This is a genomic window from Nonomuraea endophytica (assembly GCF_014203235.1).
Taxonomy (GTDB): Bacteria; Actinomycetota; Actinomycetes; order Streptosporangiales; family Streptosporangiaceae; genus Nonomuraea; species Nonomuraea endophytica.
On record NZ_JACHIN010000006.1, the window covers coordinates 358,947 to 376,973 of the forward strand.

The following is an 18,027-nucleotide window of genomic DNA, read 5'->3' on the forward strand; positions in this document are numbered from 1 at the left end:
CCGCTGGGCCGGGCCCGCACCGCGCTGCGAGCCTGTCGGGACGTTTCCCGTAAGGAGTCCCAGATGACCTTCACCATGATCCCCGCGGCGCTCGCCGCGCTCACCCTTGCCACCTCTACCGGGCAGCCCGTGACGGTGTCCCTGCCCGCGCCGGGCGGGCCGTACCGGGTCGGGACCGTCGCGGTGCGGCTGGTGGACAGCTCGCGCCCCGATCCGCTGGTCCGCTCGAAGCCCTACCGGGAGCTGATGGTCAGCCTGTGGTACCCGGCGAAGGAGAGCGGCGCGCCGGTCGCGCCGCACATGGCGCCGCTCGCCGCGGCCGACTGGGACCGTCACTCGGCCCCGCCGATGGGCATCAAGGCGGGCGCCGTGGACTGGGCGGCCACGGCCACCCACGCGCGGACCGGCGCGCCGGTGGATCCCGGGGCGGGCAAGCTGCCGGTGGTGCTGTTCGGCTCCGGGGACGGCGGGCCGCGCGCCCTCGGCACCACGCTGGTTCAGGACCTCGCCTCGCGCGGTTACCTGGTCGTCACCGTGGACCACACCTACGAGGCCGACCAGGTGGAGTTCCCCGGCGGGCGGGTGGTGCGGGCGCTGCCGCTGCCGTCGAAGCTGACGCCGCGGGTCATCGCCAAGCTGCTCGCGCGCCACTCGCAGGCACGCCTGGCGGACATGCGGTTCGTCCTCGGCCGGGTCGCCGCGCTGGCCGGCGGAGGAAAGCTGGGGACCGAGACGCGGCTGCCCGACGGGTTGCGCGGCGCGCCGGACCTGTCGCGGGTGGGGGCGCTCGGGCAGTCGCTCGGCGGCTCGGTGGCCGCGCAGCTCGTCCACGACGACCGGCGGGTGGACGCGGGGGTGAACCTCGACGGCGGCTACGTCGGCCGGGTGGCGAAGACGGGTGTCGGCCGGCCGTTCCTGCAGCTCGCGGCCGAGGCCCACACCCGGGAGAGCGAGCCGAGCTGGAAGTCCTTCTGGCGGGCCTCGACCGGCTGGAAGCGGGAGCTGCGCTTCGCGAAGGCGGCGCACGGCTCGTTCACCGATCTTCAGGCGATGCTGCCGAAGATCGCCGAGACGGTGCCGAAGGTGCCGGTGGCCGACTTCGTGGGCACCATCGACCCCGCCCGGTCCGTCGCGGCGCAGCGGGCGTACGTGGCGGCCTTCTTCGACCTGCACCTGAAGAACCGGCCCACGCGGCTGTTCGACGCGCCCAGCCCTCAGCACCCCGACGTGTCGATCATTCCCTGACACCCACGCCGGGCCGGCCTTCCCGGCAGGCCCGGCATGGCGCGGAATCAGCGGATACGGCGGGCCGCCCTGCCGCCCAGGTGCAGGAAGGAGATCTCGCCCGCGTCGTCGCGCAGGAACCGGCCCACGGCCCGCCGCGGGTCGGCCGCGAGCGTCACGTCGTCGCCACCCTCGACCAGGGCCAGCGCCATGTCGGGCATGCCCTCCACCCCGGCCGCCACCAGCTCGGGCGTCAGCACGAACCGCGCCACCAGGTTCTCGTCCACCTCGAAGACCCACTGGCCGGCGTCGTAGCCGCCGGCGTACTCGGGGGCGGGGTCGCGCACCGTCAGCCGTACCTCTTCGGGCTTGGCGTCGAGCAGGTGCTCCAGGCACCAGTCGGTCACCCGCTTGCCCAGGACCTTGCCCGGCCCCGAGTTGGTGAGCGTGGTGACGGCGAAGCCGTGCTCGGGGGCCAGGACGAACGTGGACAGTTGCACGTTGCCGATGTTGCCGCCGTGGGTGACCAGGCGGACGCCGCCCTGCTCGTCCAGCAGCCACGGCAGGCCGACCCCTGACCACGGCACGCCGACGGCGACGTGCTCGGCGCGCATCAGCTCCCTGGTGGCGGCGTTGACCGGCCGCTCGCCGCCCAGGCCCAGGTGGAAGGCGGCGTAGCGGAGCTGGTCGCGGACCGACGAGGCGAGGCCGCCCTCGGCCATGGCGTCACGGAACAGGCCCCAGGTGTGCGCCACGTGCGCGCCGTCCTCGCGTACGACATGGCCGACGGCGTGCGGGCGGGTGGCGGCGTCCCAGGGGAAGAAGAAGCTGTCGCGCATGCCCAGCGGCTGGAGCACGACCCGCCCGACGACACTCTCGTACGGCTCGCCGCACACGACCTCGATGACCCGCCCGAGCAGCCGGAACCCGGCGTTGCTGTAGGAGGCGAGCGTGCCGGGGGCGAAGAGCTGGGGCAGCCGCTCGTACACCTTGATCGCATCAGCAAGGGCGCCGTCGCCCCAGCTCTCTCCGTCGTCGATGTCGCCGAGGAACCCGCCGGTGTGGGTGAGCAGGTGCCGGATGGTCACCTCCCGCGCGGCGGCCTCGTCGGCGAGCCGGAAGCCGGGCAGGTACGTGCGCACCCGCCCGTCCAGGTCGAGCCGGCCCTCCTCGACGAGATGCATGATCACGGTCGCGGTGACCGTCTTGGTGGTCGACCCGATCTGGAACAACGTGTCGGCCGTCACGGGCGCAGGCGCGTCGACGCTGGTGACGCCGGTGGTGAGCACGTGTTCCGCGCCGTCGAAGAGCACGCCCACGGCGGCTCCGGGTACGTGCAGGGAAGTCGCCTCGCTGTCGAGCAGGCTCTGCAGGTGGGTGAGGTCAGCCATCCGCTCATCCTGCTGCCCGGCGGCGGCCGGGGGCTTCGTCGCCACGCACCATTTCCGCCCCGCCGTTCGTCCGGGCCGCGTCCGGCGCGCGCCGCCCCTTGTGTCCGCACCACAAACGAACCTGCCGTCTTGTCGCCGCGTCACCTTGGCCTGGGGCCGCACGGGCGGCGATAGTCGTGCCGTGCGCCACAACCCTGACTACCTGCTCGACGACCACACCCGCATCCGCGCGCTGATCCGCGAGAACCCGTGGGCGACGCTGGTCAGCGACGGTCTGACCGCCTCTCACCTGCCCGTCCTGCTGGAGGACGGCCCCGGGCTGTCGGTGGTGAGCCATCTCGGCCGCCCCGACGACGAGCTGCACCAGCTCGGCGAACGCGAGGCGCTGCTGATCGTCGCGGGCCCCAACGGCTACATCTCTCCCGGCTGGTACGGCGCCGGCCCGGCCGTGCCCACCTGGAACTACCTGGCCGTCCACCTCTACGGCCGGCCCGAGGTGCTGAGCCCGGAGGAGACCTACCAGGTCCTGGTGGACACCGTCGACCGGTTCGAGCACGTGCTGCCGGCGCCGTACCAGATGGACGAGTCCTACGCGCGCAGGATCGCGCCCGGCGTCGCGGGATTCCGGCTGCGGGCCGAACGCGTCGAGGGCAAGGCGAAGCTCAGCCAGGACAAGTCACCGCAGATCGCACACAACATCATCCGCGCGCTAGACACGGACCCCACATACGCCAATCCCGCGCTCGCTCGCGAGATGCGCGAGGTCTGGACCCCGGAGGAGAACCGATGACCACGACGACCACCCTGCTGCGCGGCGCGCGGACCGGCCCCTCCGGTCCCCTTCACGACGTGCTCGTCTCCGGCGGACGCGTCGCGAACATCGCCGAGAGCATCCCCGCCGAGCCCGGGTGGGAGGTGGTGGAGCTGGCCGGCCGTACCGTGCTGCCGGGACTGTGGGACCACCACGTGCACTTCGACCAGTGGATCATGGCCAGGCAGCGGCTGGACCTGTCCGGCGCCGCCTCGGCCGCCGAGGCGGTGGCCCTCGTGGCCGAACGCCTGCGCACCCGGCCGCCGGAGCCCGGCCTGCCCCTGGTGGGCTACGGCTTCCGCGACGCCCTGTGGCCGGACGCGCCGCACCGCGACCTCCTGGACGCCGCCGCGCCGGAGTCGGCGCACGTGCCCGTGGTCCTGATGAGCGGCGACCTGCACTGCTGCTGGATCAACTCGGCGGCCGCCGGACGTTACGGCTGGCAGGAGCATCCGACCGGGATCCTGCGCGAGTCGGAGTGGCAGGCGATCCAGCAGGACATCACCGACGTCCCCGCTCCCCTGCTGGACGGCTGGGCCGAGGTGGCCACCGCCGAGGCGGCGGCCCGCGGCGTCGTCGGCGTGGTCGAGCTGGAGGCCCCTTGGCGGCTGGACGCCTGGACGCGGCGGGTACGGGCGGGCAACCGGGCGCTGCGGGTGGTGTGCGGGGTCTGGCCCGCGTTGCTGGAGGAGGCGGTGGCGCGCGGGCTGCGTACCGGGGAGGTGATCGACGGGACCGAGGGCCTGGTCGAGATGGGCCCGTTCAAGGTGATCACCGACGGCTCGCTCAACACCCGCACCGCCTACTGCCACGACCCCTACCCCGGCCTTGAGGACGGCGCGCACCCGCACGGCATGCTGCTCGTGCCGCCGGACCAGCTGGCGCCGATGATGGAGAAGGCGTGGGCTGCCGGGCTGCGGCCGGCGGTGCACGCGATCGGCGACTGGGCCAACAACCTGGCGCTGGACGCCTTCGAGCGGGTGGGCGCGCAGGGGGCGATCGAGCACGCGCAGCTCCTGGACGACGCCGACCTCGGCCGGTTCGCGCGGCTGGGCGTGGTGGCCAGTGTCCAGCCCGAGCACGCGATGGACGACCGTGACGTTGCCGACCGGATCTGGGCCGGGCGCACCGGGCGGGCGTTCGCCTTTGGCGCGCTGCTGATGGCCGGGGCGCGGCTCGCGCTGGGCTCGGACGCGCCGGTCTCGCCGCTGGACCCGTGGATCACGATGGCCGCCGCGGTGGACCGCGGCCGGGACGGCAGGGAGCCCTGGCACCCCGAGCAGGCGATCCCGATCGAGGCGGCCATCGCGGCCTCGACCAGGACGGGCAGGGCTGAGCTGACTACCGGAGACGAGGCCGACCTCGTGGTGACGGGCGCCGACCCGTTCACCGCGTCGGGCGCGGACCTGCGCGCCATGCCCGTGGCCGCGACCATGCTCGGCGGCCGATGGACGTGGCGCGAGTCCATCTGACCCACACCAAAGGGCCATCTGACCACACCAAAGAGCCATCTGACCATGCCAGAAGCTCCATCTGACCGCGCCGACGCGACTGCCTCCGACCGCGTAGAGGCGACGGCCCGTGACGGCATAGGCCTGCCGTCACGGGCCGTCTACGCGTTGAGCAGCCTGACCCGGCAGGCCAGCTGGAGGGCGAAGCGGGTGTCCGGGTCGGCCAGGTCTGCCCCGAGCGCCTCGGTGATCCATCGGATCCGGTAGGCGACCGCGTTCGGATGCAGGTGCAGCGTCTCTGCGGTGCGCGTGGGTGAGCTCTGCGCGTCCAGATAGGCCGACAGCGTGGTGACGCCGACCTTGGCCCGCGCCGCCCCCATGGCGTCCAGCGGCCCCAGCATCTCGGCCAGCAGATCCCGGCTCAGCGGCGAGGACGACAGCCCGGCCAGGATCCTGCGCAGGCCGGTGGCGTCGGTCTCGGCCAGCGTTCCGTGGCGGCCCGCCGCGCGCGCCGAGTCCGCCGCCACGCGCGCCTCCGCGGCCGACTGCCGCAGCCCGTCGGGTCCCGCCTGCGGTGTGCCGATCCCGCCGGTGATGACGACGTCGCCCCGCCCGGTCAGCGCCTCGATCAGCCGCTGCACCTCGGCCCGCGCCCGGCGGTGCAGGTCGGTCCCGGCGGGCCCGGTGCAGACGACCACCAGGTCGCCGCCGAGCGTGGCCACGTGCCAGGCGCCCGGCTTGGAGTGAAGCACCTGCAGCGCCGACAGCTCTGCCTCGTCGAGCAACTGGCGGGCCCGGTCCAGCGACGCCTCGCCGCGGGCGGTGGCGTCCTCGACCTTGAGCCAGGCGGCCACGTGCGTCTGCTCCACCGGAAGGTCGAGCTGGAACGCCTGCTCCACCAGCTGCGGCAGCTGGGCCCGGTCGCACAGCACGATCTGCACGATCAGCCCGGCGCGGGTGAGCGCGGGCGCGAAGCGGCGGTTGAGTTCACGCTGCCGCAGCCGGGAGACGAGCGCGGCGATCGCCGGCAGGGCGACCCTGGTCGCGTCGTCGTCCAGATCGGCCACCACCCGGGCGACCGCCTGCCTTCCCACCACGACCGCGCCGGGGTCGGACTCGGCGACCGGCATGGTCTCGTCCACCCGCACCCGGCAGCCCAGCGCCTCGGCCGCGTGGTCGAGCAGCGTCCGCACTGCCTCGTTGCCGCCTTCCTCCGCCGCCTGCTGCGCGAGCCGGATCGCGCTCTCCGCGCGCGCGAGCGCGTCCGACGCGCCGCCCCTGACGAACCGGTCGATCTCCAGCAGGAGCCCGGCCCCGTCACGGGCCTTGTCCGGGGCGAGCACGGGCAGCCGCGCCCGGTCGGCCAGCCGGGTGGCGGTGATCGGCAGCCGCATCGGCGCCGCGAACACCAGCCCGGCCAGCCCCCGCGAGGTCGCCTGCCGGATCGCCACGTCGATCTCGTACCCGGAGATGGACTCCGCGCCCAGCACCACGATCAGGCTGTCGGCCGGTACGCGTTCGATGGCGGACAGCGTGTCCGCTCCCGCGACGTGCCGGATGGGCTCCTCCGCCGCGGGCCCGGCGATCAGCGCGAGCCCGAACCTTGACTGGCGGCGCAACATCTCGGCGATCGTCTGTGGCATGGCCACAGATTAGGGCTGAACCTTGTGTTTGCGCCATATGGGCTGGGAAGGGGCCGGTGGCCATACTCGTCCCATGCAGCTGACCGAGAGTGACCTTCCAGCGCTGGCGCGTGGCTGCGCCGTCTTGGGGACCGGTGGCGGCGGCTCGGTGGAGACCGCCATCCCCAGCGCCCTGCAGGCGCTGCGCGAGCACGGCCCCGTCCCGCTGGTACGGCTGGCCGACCTCGACGACGACGCGCTCATCGTCCCGATGTCCAGCATCGGCGCCCCGACCGTCGGGCACGAGATGCTCGCCAGCGCCGAGCAGCCGAAGCGGCTGCGCGAGGAGGTCGAGCGCATCGCCGGCCGCCCGATCTCCGCGATCATGGCCGGTGAGATCGGCGGCAGCAACGGCGTCGAGCCGCTCGCCTGGGCGGCGCAGCTCGGCCTGCCGATGCTCGACGCCGACGGCATGGGCCGCGCCTTCCCCGAACTTCAGATGGTCTCGATGCACGTGGCCGGTCTGACCTCCGACCTGGTGATCCTGGCCGACGTCGTCGGCAACGTGGCCGCGCTGCGCCCGATCGACGCGATCTGGTCCGAACGGCAGGCCCGCGCGCTCTGCGTGGCCAGCGGCGCCAGCACGATGATGGCCAACTACCTGATGTCCGGGGCCCAGGCCAGGGGCGCGGTCATCGAGGGCAGCGTCTCGGCCGCGCTCGACATCGGGCGCGCCACCATCGGCCACGCCGACCCGGTCGCCGCCCTCACCGAACGGCTGGCCGCCCGCCGCCTGCTCGACGGCAAGATCGTCGAGGTCGAGCGGAACACCGGCGGCGGCTTCGTCCGCGGCGCGGTCGTCGTCGACGGCACCGGCTCGTACGCGGGCCGCATGGTGCGCATCGAGATCCAGAACGAGAACCTCGTCGTCTTCGAGTCCGGCGAGGTGGTGGCCAGCGTCCCCGACCTGATCACCGTGGTCGACACCCAGACCGCCGAGGCGGTCTCGACCGAGACGCTGCGCTACGGCCAGCGGGTCAGCGTTCTGGCGTGGGCCTGCGACCCGCTCTGGCGTACCCCGGAGGGCATGGCCGTCGTGGGTCCGCGCGCCTTCGGCTACCACATCGACTACCGACCTGTTGAGGAGCACGTGCATGTCGGCTGATCCCAAGCGCGATCTGAAGATCGGCATCGACGTCGGCGGCACGAACACCGACGCCGTCGTGCTCGACCGGTCGGACGCCATCGTGGCCAGGACCAAGCAGCCGACCACGCGGGACGTCACCGACGGCATCCGCAGCGCGCTGGCGGTGGTGCTCGGCGAGCTGGGCGAGCGCGAGCGGCAGGTGGGCCGGATCATGCTCGGCACCACCCACGCCACCAACGCCGTCCTGCAGCGCCGGGGACTGAGCCGGGTGGCGGTGATCCGCCTCGGGGCGCCCGCGGCCACCGCGGTGGCGCCGCTGACGACCTGGCCGGCCGACCTGCGCGAGGCGGTGGAGGCGGGGTCGGTGATGCTGGGCGGCGGCCACTTCGTGGACGGCTGGCCGATCGCCCCGCTCGACCGCGACGGCATCCGCCGCTTCCTGGGCTCGGTCGCGGGCCGGACGGAGGCGGTGGCGGTCACCGGCATCTTCAGCCCGGCCTCCGGTGAGCAGGAGCAGCACGTCGCCGAGATCGTCCGCGAGGAGCTCGGCGCCGACGTGGCGCTGTCGCTCAGCCACGAGATCGGCTCGCTCGGCCTGCTGGAGCGGGAGAACGCGACCGTGCTGAACGCCGCGCTCTACCGTGCGGCGGGCGAGGTGACCCGGGCCCTGGACGCCGTGCTGGCCGAGCGCGGCCTGGACGCGGCGGCCTTCTTCGCCCAGAACGACGGCACGCTGATGGCCCTGGAGTACGCCTCCCGCTACCCGGTGCTGACCATCGGCTCGGGCCCGGCCAACTCGATCAGGGGCGCGGCGTTCCTGTCCGGGGTGGACGAGGCCATCGTGGTCGACGTCGGCGGCACCTCCACCGACCTCGGCGTGCTGGTGCGCGGCTTCCCCCGCGAGTCGTCGTTCGCCACCGACATCGGCGGCGTGCGCACCAACTTCCGCATGCCGGACATCCTCAGCGTGGCCGTCGGCGGCGGCACCATCGTCGGCGGCACCCCCGAGGAGCCGGTCGTCGGGCCGGTCTCGGTCGGCTTCCGCATCACCTCCGAGGGCCTGTCCTTCGGCGGAAGCACACCGACGCTGAGCGACGCCGGCGCCCTGGCGGGCCGGGTCGCGCTGGGCGGCGGGCTCCGGCCTCCGGCGCGTACCCGGGCCCTGCTGGACTCCGCGCTGCGGGGGGCCGACGCGGTCATCAGCGACGCGGTGGACCAGATGTCGCTGGGCCGGCGCGACCGGCCGGTCGTCGCGGTCGGCGGCGGCGCGTTCCTGGTGCCGGACGTCGTCACCGGCGCCGCGAAGGTGCTGCGTCCCGACAACGCCGACGTGGCCAACGCCGTGGGCGCGGCCATCGCCCTGGTCAGCGGCCGGTGGGAAACGCTGGCTCCGGCCGGCGAAGGCCGTAGGCAGGCCATCGAGGAGGCGAGTGAGAAGGCGGTCCACCGGGCCGTCCAGGCGGGCGCCGACCCCGCCACGGTGCAGGTGGTCGAGATCACCGAGACACCCCTGTCATACCTGCACGAGCCGGCGGTCCGCGTCAACGTCAAGGCCGCGGGCCGGCTGGGCTGGTTGTGAATCGGACTTTGGGGATCGGACTTCAGGGATCGGACCTTAGGGATCGGACCTTAGGGATCGGACTTTAGGGATCAGGAAAGGAATGCCATGTCCAAATCTCGTCGCCGGCGTGCGGCTCAGGTGTGGTGTGCCGTAACCGTGCTGGCCGCGGTGGCCACCGGATGCGGCGCGGACGCCAAGCCCGCCACGTCATCCCCCGCCGCCAGCGGCATCCTGAGCGTCGGCGTCACCGCCTCACTGGGCCGGATGACCTCGCTCAATCCCCTGGCCGACAACCTCTACGGCTCGTGGATCGCCCGGCAGCTGATCTATCCCGCACTCGTCCAGCTCAACGGCACCAAGCTGGAGCCGTCCTGGGCGAGCAAGTGGGACGTCTCCGAGGGCGGCCGCGTCTACACCTTCCACCTGCGGCCCGGCGCCTGGTCCGACGGCAAGCCCCTCACCGCGCACGACGCCGCCTGGACGGCGAACTTCGAGCTGAAGCACGCCAGTGACGCGGCCGGACTGGTCTCCTTCGCCCTCGAAGGGGTGAAGAGCGTCAAGGCCGCCGACGACAAGACCCTGGTCGTCACCTATGCCGAGGCGATGCCCGAGAGCGTGCTCACCCTGCTGGCCAACTTCCACGTGCTGCCCAAGCACGTCTACGAGCCGCACGCGGGCGGCGACGGCTCGAAGATCCTGGCCTTCCGCCCCGAGGACAAGCTCCCCGCGGTCTCGGGCGGGCCGTTCACGGTGACCGAGTTCGCCGGTGACGGCACCACGATCTTCGAGCCCAACAAGGGCTATTTCGGCACCCCGCCGAAGGTCGGCGCCGTGGGCCTGCAGGTCTTCCAGAACGACGAGGGCCTGGCCCAGGCCCTGCGCGCCGGCACCGTCGCCTGGGGCTACGGCGGCGGCTCGGCCGTGGCCGCCTCGGTCAAGGGCGCCGCCGGCCTGAAGGTGGCCGCCTCCCCCTCCCAGGAGGTCGCCATGCTCAACGTCAACACCAACCCGAAGAAGCGGGACAACCCCGAGCTGAAGCAGGTCCAGGTCCGCGAGGCGATGTCGCTGGCGCTCGACCGCGCCGAACTCGTCGAGGTCGTGCTCAACGGGTACGGCAGGCCCGGCCGCAGCGTCCTGGCCCCCTTCCAGGACGAGTGGATCCCCAAGGACCTGCGGGCCGACCCGCACGACCCGGCCAAGGCCAACGGCATCCTCGACGGCCTCGGCTACAAGCGCGGCGCCGACGGCATCCGGGTGACCCCGGCCGGCGACCGCATGTCGTACTCCGTCGTGGTCTGGAAGGAGATCAGCCGCGTGGCCGAGATCCTGCAGAAGAACCTGGCGGAGGTCGGCATCGAGCTGAAGCCGGACATCGCCGCCGACTACACCGCGGCGGTCACCAAGCCCGACGGCAAGTACCTGGACTTCGACCTGGCCTACTCCTACTGGACGCTCTCCCCCGACCCGGGCGGCACGCTGAGGGTCTACAGCTGCGACAGCTGGGGCAGCGTCAACTTCGCCGGGTTCTGCGACAAGGACTACGACACGCTGCTCGACAAGCAGCGCGGCATGCTCGACCCGGCCGAGCGGACCACGGCCGTCGGCACGCTGCAGAAGACGCTCCTGCGCGACACGCGGGCCGTCCTTCCGCTCTACCACGCCGAGACCGTGCACGTCGTACGCCAGGACTGGGCCGGCATCGAGACCCAGCGCTTCGGACCGGGTCTGTGGACCCAGATCCACCGCGTGTCATGAACCGGGGCGGTTACCTGGTCCGGCGGCTCGCCTCGGCCCTCGCCACCGTCGCGGCGGCGGCTGTGATCAACTTCGTGCTCTTCCGGGCCGCGCCGGGCGACGCGGCCACGCAGTACCAGATGTGCCGGACCTGCAGCGCCGAGTTCCGCGACTACCTGCGCGCGGAGCTCGGCCTGGACCGGCCGCTGCTGGAGCAGTTCTGGCTGTACGTCTCCGCGCTGCTGCGCGGGGACCTCGGCCACTCCTTCCAGACGCGGCGGCCGGTGTGGGACGAGCTGGCCGGGCCGCTGGCCAACACCCTGCCGATGGTGGGGCTCGGGCTGGCGTTCGGGCTCGCGCTCGGCCTGGTCATCGGGGTCGTCGCGGCCTGGCGGCGGGGCACGGCGGCCGACTGGGCGCCGCTGTCGGCCTCGATGTTCCTGTCGGTGCTGCCCATCCAGTGGATCGGGCTGATGTTGCTGCTGCTGTTCGGCGGCATGCTGCCGACCGGCGGCATCTCCGACCCCTACCTGCGCTTCAGCGATCCGTCGTGGTGGCAGGTGCTCGGCGACCGGCTGGAGCACCTGGCGCTGCCGTCGCTGGCGATCGGGCTGGCCTGGTGCGGTTCGTGGGCGCTGATCGCGCGTTCGGCGCTGGTCGGGGCGCTCGGCGAGGACTACATCCTCACCGCGCGCGCCAAGGGCCTGACGAGCTGGCGGATCGTGCGCCGTTACGCGCTGCCGAACTCGCTGCTGCCGATCACCACGCTGATCTTCCTCACGTTCGGCTACATCGTCGCCGGGTCGTTGCTGGTGGAGACCGTGTTCTCCTATCCGGGCATCGGGCTGGCCCTCTACCAGGCGGTCCAGAACCGCGACTACGCCGTGCTCCAGGGCGGGTTCCTGCTCCTGACGGCGGCGATCGTGGTCGCGAACCTGCTGGCCGACCTGCTCTATCTCAAGCTCGATCCGAGGATCAGGACATGAACGTGCTGCGCAGGTATCCGGGCGGCGCGCTCGGGGCGGTCATGCTCGCCGCGATCGTCGTCCTGGCCGTGCTCGCCCCGTGGATCGCGCCCTACACGAGCCACGAGAAGGTCGGCGCGGTCTACCAGCCGCCCTCGGCGGCGCATCCGCTGGGCCTGGACGACGCGGGCATCGACATGGTGACGCTCCTGCTGTGGGGCGCGCGCACGTCGCTGCTGGTCGGGTTCGCCGCCGCGCTGATCGCCGTCGTGGTCGGCGGCGCGATCGGCCTGGCCGCCGGGTACGCGGGCGGGCGCGCCGACGCCGTGCTGATGCGGCTGACCGACTACATGCTGGTGATCCCGGACATCCCGCTGCTGCTGATCGTCGCGGCGGTGTGGGGGCGCAGCATGACCGGCGTCGTGGCCATCATCGGGCTGCTGTCGTGGCCCCGGCTGGCGCGCGTGGTGCGCGCGGAGGCGCTGAGCGTGCGCGAACGCGCGTACGTGAAAAGGGCGCTGACCATCGGCGCGGGGAACCTGCGGATCGTGGCGACCCACGTGCTCCCGCACGTCGTGCCGCTGCTGCTGACGCTGGCGATCTTCGCGGTGGGCAACGCCATCCTGGTCGAGACCGCCATCGCCTTCCTCGGCCTCGGCGACCCGTCGGCCGTGTCCTGGGGGCGGCTCATCCAGAACGCTTTCGCCGGGCAAGCCGTCTCCCGTGACGCCTGGTGGGCGATCGTGCCGCCCGGTCTGGCGGTCGGCTGCCTGATCCTGGCGTGCACGCTGATCGGCCGGGCGCTGGAGGACCACCTCAACCCCCGGCTGCGCGCCGGGCACCTGTCGGTGCGGACGTTCCGCCTGGCTCCGGTCCCGTCGGGAGGTGAGCGCTGATGTCCGCTCCGCTGCTGGAGGTCCGCGACCTGCACGTCTGGTTCGACCTGCCGCAGGGCAGGGTGCACGCGCTGCGCGGCCTGGACGTCACGGTCGGCGCGGGCGAGGGCCTGGGCCTGGTCGGCGAGTCGGGCTGCGGCAAGACCACCGCGATCCTGGCCATGATGGGACTGCTGCCGCCGTCGGCGACGGTCGCCGGGCAGGTCCTGCTCAACGGCGAGAATATCCTGGCCAAGGGTGAGGCGAGCGTACGCCGGCACCGCTGGACCGACCTGGCCATGGTCTTCCAGGGCGCCATGAACGCCTTCAGCCCGGTCGCCACCGTCGGCGCCCAGATCGCCGAGCCGATGCGCCTGCACCGGGTCGCCGAGGGCAAACAGGCCACGGCCCGCGTACGCGAACTGCTGGAGCTCGTCGGCATCCACCCCGACAAGGCGAGCCGCTACCCGCACGAGTTCTCCGGCGGCATGCGCCAGCGCGCGGCCATCGCGATGGCGCTGGCCTGCGAGCCGAAGGTGCTGCTCGCCGACGAGCCCACCACCGCCCTGGACGTGATCGTGCAGGCCCAGGTGCTCGACCTGCTCGACCGGCTGCGCACCGAGCTGGGGCTGGCGGTCGTCCTGGTCACCCACGACCTGCCCGTGGTCGGCCGCGTCTGCGGGCGGGCCGCGGTCATGTACGCGGGCCGGGTGGCCGAGAACGCCGACATCGGCGACCTGCACCTGCGCCCCGGCCACCCCTACAGCCGGGCGCTGTTCTCCGGCGGCGCCATCCCCGGAGCGCCGCCGCGCCTGGACGAGGAGTGGCCGGGCTGCGCGTTCGCGCCGCGCTGCGAGCACGCCCGGGACCGCTGCCACACCGAGGCGCCGCGGCTGGTCCCGCTCGGCGCGCGGCAGTCCAGCGCCTGCCATCTCGCCGCATCGATCGCCGGAGGTACGGCATGAGCCTGCTCGAAGTCGACGGCCTGGCCACGCACTTCCGCCTGCGCGGACGGCCGCGCCGGGTGGTGCGCGCGGTGGACGGCGTCTCCTTCACCGTCGCACCCGGCGAGCTGCTGGCCCTGGTGGGCGAGTCGGGGTCGGGCAAGACGACCACCGCCCAGTCGGTGCTGCGGATGACCGACCCGACCGCGGGCACGGTCAGGTTCGCCGGCCAGGACATCACCGGCTTGAGCCGGCGCCGGCTCAAGCCGGTGCGCCGCCGCATGCAGGTCGTCTTCCAGGACCCGTACGAGTCGCTGGACCCGCGCTTCCGCATCGGCCGCTCCGTGGCCGAGCCGCTGGCCGTGCACGGCGTCGGCACCCGCGCCGAACGCCGCGACCTGGTCCTGGCCGCGCTCGAACGCGCCGGCCTGTCACCGGCCGCCGCCTTCGCCGAGCGCTATCCGCACGAGCTGTCCGGCGGCCAGCGGCAGCGGGCGGCGATCGCCGCCGCGCTGGTCCTGGAGCCCGAGCTGCTCGTCGCCGACGAGCCCGTCTCGATGCTGGACGTGTCGGTACGCGCCGGTGTGCTGGCGTTGTTCGACGAGCTGCGGGCAGCGGGCCTGGGCATCCTGATGATCACGCACGACCTGTCCACCACGGCCGCGCACGCCGACCGGATCGCGGTCATGTACCTGGGCCGCATCGTCGAGGAAGGACCGGCGGCCGAGGTCATCGCCAACCCGGTCCACCCCTACACGCGCGCGCTCGTCGCCGCCGTCCCCCGGGCGGGCGAGGAGCGCCGCCCGATCCCCATCAAGGCCGGTGAACCGCCGGACCCTGCGGCCATCCCCGCCGGGTGCCGCTTCCATCCGCGCTGCCCGGTCGCGCGGGACGAGTGCCGCCGCGACGATCCGGCCCTGGCCGTGGTCTCCGGCGCGCATCGTGCCGCGTGCCCGGTGAACCTGGCGCCGGCCGTACCGACCGAGGAGGAGCAGTGCGCCCCGTCCCGTCCCCGATGAACCCGCCCCCCGTCCTCGCCGGCCTCGACGAGATCGTGGTGTCCGCGCTGGCCCGCCACCGGGTGCCCGGCTGCTCGGTCGCGATCGCGCACGGCGGGCGGCACTGGACCGGCGCGTACGGCCTGGCCAGGACCGACCCCGAGCAGCCGTTCCTGCCGCAGACGCGGATCCCGGTCGCCTCGATGACCAAGCCGTTCACGGCCACGGCGGTCCTGGCGCTGGCCGAGGCCGGAGCCGTCGACCTGGACCAGCCGGTACGCCGCTACCTGCCCGGCTTCCGCGTCGCCGACGAGGAAGCCACCGCGTCGGCGACCGTCCGGCACCTGCTCACCCACCTGTCGGGCTGGCTGGGCGACGAGCCGGAGTTCGTCACCGACCGGGGCGACGGCGCGCTGGCCGCGCAGGTGGCCGCCTTCTCCGCGCTGCCGCAGGTCCTGCCGCCCGGCACGACCTTCTCCTACTGCAACACCGGCCTGGACGTGGCCGGGCGGCTGGTGGAGGTGGTGAGCGGGCAGAGCTACGAGTCGTTCGTCGAGGACCGCGTCCTGACGCCGCTCGGCATGACCGGCTCGACGTTCTTCGCCGAACGTGTGGTCTCGCAGCCCGCGGCCGCGGGCCACACCCGCGAGGACGACGGCGCCCCGCACCCGGTCCAGGACGCGTGGCTGCTGCCCCGCGGCGTCAACCCCTCCGGCGGCCTGATCTCCACGGCCGGCGACCAGCTGCGCTGGATGCGCTGGTGGCTGGGCGAGCTGGACGTGGCCGGGCCGCTGTCGCCCCGGACGCGCGCGGCGATGATCTCCGACCCGGTGCCCGTGCGGGCGGGGCTGGCCGCGACCGGGCTCGGCTGGCACCTCGACTACCTGCCGCGCGGAGCCTCGCGGGTGAGCGCGGTCTACCACGAGGGCAGCCTGCACGGCACCGCCACCGTGTGCCGGTTCGTGCCCGAGGCGGACCTGGCCGTGGTGGTGCTCACCAACGCCGACGACGGCCAGCTCGTCTACCGGGAGGTCGGCGACATCCTGCTGGCCGAACTGGCCGGGATCGGCAAGTTCGACCGGAAGGTCTCCCGGGACACCGGCGAGCGGGAGCTCGCCCCCTACGCGGGCTCCTACAGCACACCCGAGCGGCAGGACACGTCCTCGCGCGTCGAGGTCACCGTCCGGCCGGGCACCCTGCGCCTGAAGGTGTCGACCGTCCACTACGACCAGCCGCTGGAGATGGACGCGGGCCGGGTCGAGGCCGACGAGTTCGCGCTGCTGGACGGCCCGTGGCGGGACGAACCCCTCGCGTTCCTGCGTGAACCCTCCGGCGAGCTGCTCGGGCTCCGCATCGCCGGCCGTGTCTTTCCCTACCAAGGAGGTACCGCGTGAAGCGGCGTCTGACGCTCGACGACCTGTGGGACTTCGCGATCCCCAGCTCCCCCGCCCTGTCCCCCGACGGCTCGCGCGTCGTCTACGTGCTGCGCACCGCCGAGCGCGAGCCCGACCGCAACGTGCGCGCGCTGTGGATCGTCGATGCCGCCGGTACGGCGGGGCCGCGCCGGCTGACCGAAGGCCCGGCCGACGGCGCACCGGCCTGGTCGCCGGACGGCTCCCGGCTGACGTTCCTGCGCGAGGGACAGCTGTTCGCGCTACGCCCGGACGACGGCGAGCCGGAGCGCCTCACCGACCTGCCGCTCGGCGCCGGAGCGCCCCACTGGAGCCCGGACGGCGAGCGGATCGCCTTCTCCGCGCCGGTACGCGTGGCCGAATCCTGGCCCGGCGGCCCCGTGGTCGTCGACCGGCTCGGCTACAAGGCCGACGGCGCCGGACTGCGCGCGACCGTACGCCGCCAGGTGCACGTCCTCGACGTGGGCACCGGCGAGGTGCGACAGCTCACCTCCGGCGACTGGGACGCCGGTGAGCCCGCCTGGTCACCGGACGGGACCCGGCTGGCCTACACCTCGGCGGCCGGGGAGAACGCCGACCTGACGCTGACGGCGTCGCCGTACGTGGTGGACCTCGACGGCGGGCGGCCGCGGCCGGTCGGCGATGAGAAGGGCTGGTTCGGCGGCGTCCACTGGTACCCGGACGGCTCGGCGCTGCTCGCGGTCGGTCTGCCGGAGGTGCGCATCGGGCACACGCGGCTGGTGAAGCTCCCGCTGGACGGCGGCGCGCCCGTCGACCTGACCCGGGACCTGGACCGCAACGTGATGCCCGGCGGCCCGGAGTGGCCGGGCGGCGCGCCCCGCTTCACCCGCGACGGCGCGCACGTGCTCTTCTGCGCCCGCGAGCGCGGCAGCACCCTGCTCTACCGGGTGCCCGCGGACGGCGGCCGACCGGAACCGGTCCTGACCGGCAGCGTCTCCGGCCTGAGCACCTCCAGCGACGACGTCACCGCGGTCGTCACCGTCACCACGCGCTCCCACGGCGAGATCGCGCTGGCCGACCTGGACACCGGGCAGGTGCGCGAGCTGACCGCGCACACCGCGACCGCGCTGCCGGATGTGGAGTTCATCCAGCCGCGGGAGCGGGAGTTCACGATCGGCGACGGGAGCACCGTCCACGGCTGGATCCTGCGCGAGCCCGGAGCCACCGGCGCGGGACCGCTGCTGCTGGACGCGCACGGCGGACCGCACCTGGCCTGGGCGCCCCACCTCGAACCCGCCCACCCCTACCACCAGCTGCTGGCCGCCCAGGGCTGGACCGTGCTCCTGCTCAACCCGCGCGCCAGCGACGGCTACGGCGAGGACTTCTACGCCGCCAGCGTCGGCCGCTGGGGCACGGGCGACGAGCGCGACTTCCTCGACCCCGTGGAGCGACTCGTCGACGAGGGCCTGGCCGACCCCGACCGGCTGACGGTCTGCGGCTACAGCTACGGCGGCTTCACCACCTGCCACCTGACCACACGCACCGACCGCTTCGCCGCCGCCGTGGCCGGTGGGCCGGTGACCAACCTGCTCAGCATGTCCGGCAGCTCCGACGACAGCCACGTCTTCGCCGCGCTGGAGTTCGGCGGCGACGTCTACGCCGGCGGCGAGCTGCTGCGGGCGCAGTCGCCCATCGAGCGGGTACGGCACGTGCGCACCCCGACCCTGCTCGTGCACGCGATCAACGACGACCGCTGCCCGGTGGGCCAGTCGGAGGAGTGGTTCACCGCGCTGCGCACGCTCGGCGTCCCCACCGAGATGGTCCTCTACCCCGACGAGTCGCACCAGTTCATGGCCGACGGCCGCCCCTCGAACCGGGTGGACTACAGCCGCCAGATCGTCCGCTGGCTCACCACGCACGTGCACTGACGC

General features: G+C 73.5%; 14 protein-coding genes. 12 read left to right on the forward strand and 2 right to left on the reverse strand.

Going from position 1 to position 18,027, the window contains the following annotated elements; translation table 11 throughout:
• Window positions 1–63 precede the first annotated feature (63 nt).
• Window positions 64–1,245, forward strand: coding sequence for an alpha/beta hydrolase family protein (locus HNR40_RS23805; protein ID WP_184964860.1), 1,182 nt, complete (start codon window positions 64–66; stop codon window positions 1,243–1,245).
• A 47-nt stretch (window positions 1,246–1,292) separates the two neighbouring features.
• Here HNR40_RS23805 and HNR40_RS23810 read toward each other — a convergent pair whose 3' ends face one another.
• The gene (locus HNR40_RS23810) at window positions 1,293–2,660 is read right to left on the reverse strand and encodes a serine hydrolase domain-containing protein (RefSeq protein ID WP_221340741.1); all 1,368 of its coding nucleotides are present in this window, start codon (window positions 2,658–2,660) and stop codon (window positions 1,293–1,295) included.
• 136 nt (window positions 2,661–2,796) lie between these two features.
• On the opposite strand from HNR40_RS23810, the gene HNR40_RS23815 reads away from it, so the two are divergent.
• Both HNR40_RS23815 and HNR40_RS23820 read left to right on the forward strand, forming a co-directional pair.
• Complete coding sequence (locus tag HNR40_RS23815) at window positions 2,797–3,405, forward strand: FMN-binding negative transcriptional regulator (RefSeq protein WP_184964861.1); 609 nt, start codon at window positions 2,797–2,799, stop codon at window positions 3,403–3,405.
• Window positions 3,402–4,898 carry an amidohydrolase gene (locus HNR40_RS23820; protein ID WP_184964863.1) on the forward strand — a complete coding sequence of 499 codons (1,497 nt, stop codon included), beginning with the start codon at window positions 3,402–3,404 and terminating at the stop codon, window positions 4,896–4,898. Before HNR40_RS23815 ends, HNR40_RS23820 begins: the two co-directional genes overlap by 4 nt.
• Window positions 4,899–5,038: 140 nt before the next feature.
• Here the strand turns inward: HNR40_RS23820 and HNR40_RS23825 are convergent, their stop codons facing one another.
• Complete coding sequence (locus HNR40_RS23825) at window positions 5,039–6,520, reverse strand: PucR family transcriptional regulator (protein WP_184964865.1); 1,482 nt, start codon at window positions 6,518–6,520, stop codon at window positions 5,039–5,041.
• A gap of 73 nt (window positions 6,521–6,593) precedes the next feature.
• Here HNR40_RS23825 and HNR40_RS23830 point away from each other — a divergent pair, with 73 nt between their 5' ends.
• From HNR40_RS23830 to HNR40_RS57325, 9 genes are all read left to right on the forward strand, one after another.
• The gene (locus HNR40_RS23830) at window positions 6,594–7,664 is read left to right on the forward strand and encodes an S-methyl thiohydantoin desulfurase family protein (protein WP_184964867.1); all 1,071 of its coding nucleotides are present in this window, start codon (window positions 6,594–6,596) and stop codon (window positions 7,662–7,664) included.
• Complete coding sequence (locus tag HNR40_RS23835) at window positions 7,654–9,225, forward strand: hydantoinase/oxoprolinase family protein (RefSeq protein WP_184964869.1); 1,572 nt, start codon at window positions 7,654–7,656, stop codon at window positions 9,223–9,225. The genes HNR40_RS23830 and HNR40_RS23835 overlap by 11 nt, the downstream gene beginning before the upstream one ends.
• 87 nt (window positions 9,226–9,312) lie before the next feature.
• Entirely contained in the window at window positions 9,313–10,962 is a 1,650-nt protein-coding gene (locus tag HNR40_RS23840) for an ABC transporter substrate-binding protein (protein ID WP_184964871.1), read from the forward strand.
• Window positions 10,959–11,927 (forward strand): ABC transporter permease, encoded by a 969-nt coding sequence (locus HNR40_RS23845; protein WP_184964873.1) that lies wholly within the window; start codon window positions 10,959–10,961, stop codon window positions 11,925–11,927. The genes HNR40_RS23840 and HNR40_RS23845 overlap by 4 nt, the downstream gene beginning before the upstream one ends.
• A complete protein-coding gene (locus HNR40_RS23850) occupies window positions 11,924–12,802 on the forward strand; it encodes an ABC transporter permease (protein WP_184964875.1) in 879 nt (292 codons plus the stop codon). The genes HNR40_RS23845 and HNR40_RS23850 overlap by 4 nt, the downstream gene beginning before the upstream one ends.
• Window positions 12,802–13,746, forward strand: a complete 945-nt coding sequence (locus tag HNR40_RS23855) for an ABC transporter ATP-binding protein (protein WP_184964877.1) — start codon at window positions 12,802–12,804, stop codon at window positions 13,744–13,746. Before HNR40_RS23850 ends, HNR40_RS23855 begins: the two co-directional genes overlap by 1 nt.
• Entirely contained in the window at window positions 13,743–14,744 is a 1,002-nt protein-coding gene (locus HNR40_RS23860) for an ABC transporter ATP-binding protein (RefSeq protein ID WP_184964879.1), read from the forward strand. Before HNR40_RS23855 ends, HNR40_RS23860 begins: the two co-directional genes overlap by 4 nt.
• Window positions 14,720–16,117 (forward strand): serine hydrolase domain-containing protein, encoded by a 1,398-nt coding sequence (locus HNR40_RS23865; protein WP_184964881.1) that lies wholly within the window; start codon window positions 14,720–14,722, stop codon window positions 16,115–16,117. The genes HNR40_RS23860 and HNR40_RS23865 overlap by 25 nt, the downstream gene beginning before the upstream one ends.
• On the forward strand, window positions 16,114–18,024 hold the full coding sequence (locus tag HNR40_RS57325; RefSeq protein ID WP_184964883.1) for a S9 family peptidase: 1,911 nt from the start codon (window positions 16,114–16,116) through the stop codon (window positions 18,022–18,024). The genes HNR40_RS23865 and HNR40_RS57325 overlap by 4 nt, the downstream gene beginning before the upstream one ends.
• The last annotated feature ends 3 nt before the right edge of the window (window positions 18,025–18,027 follow it).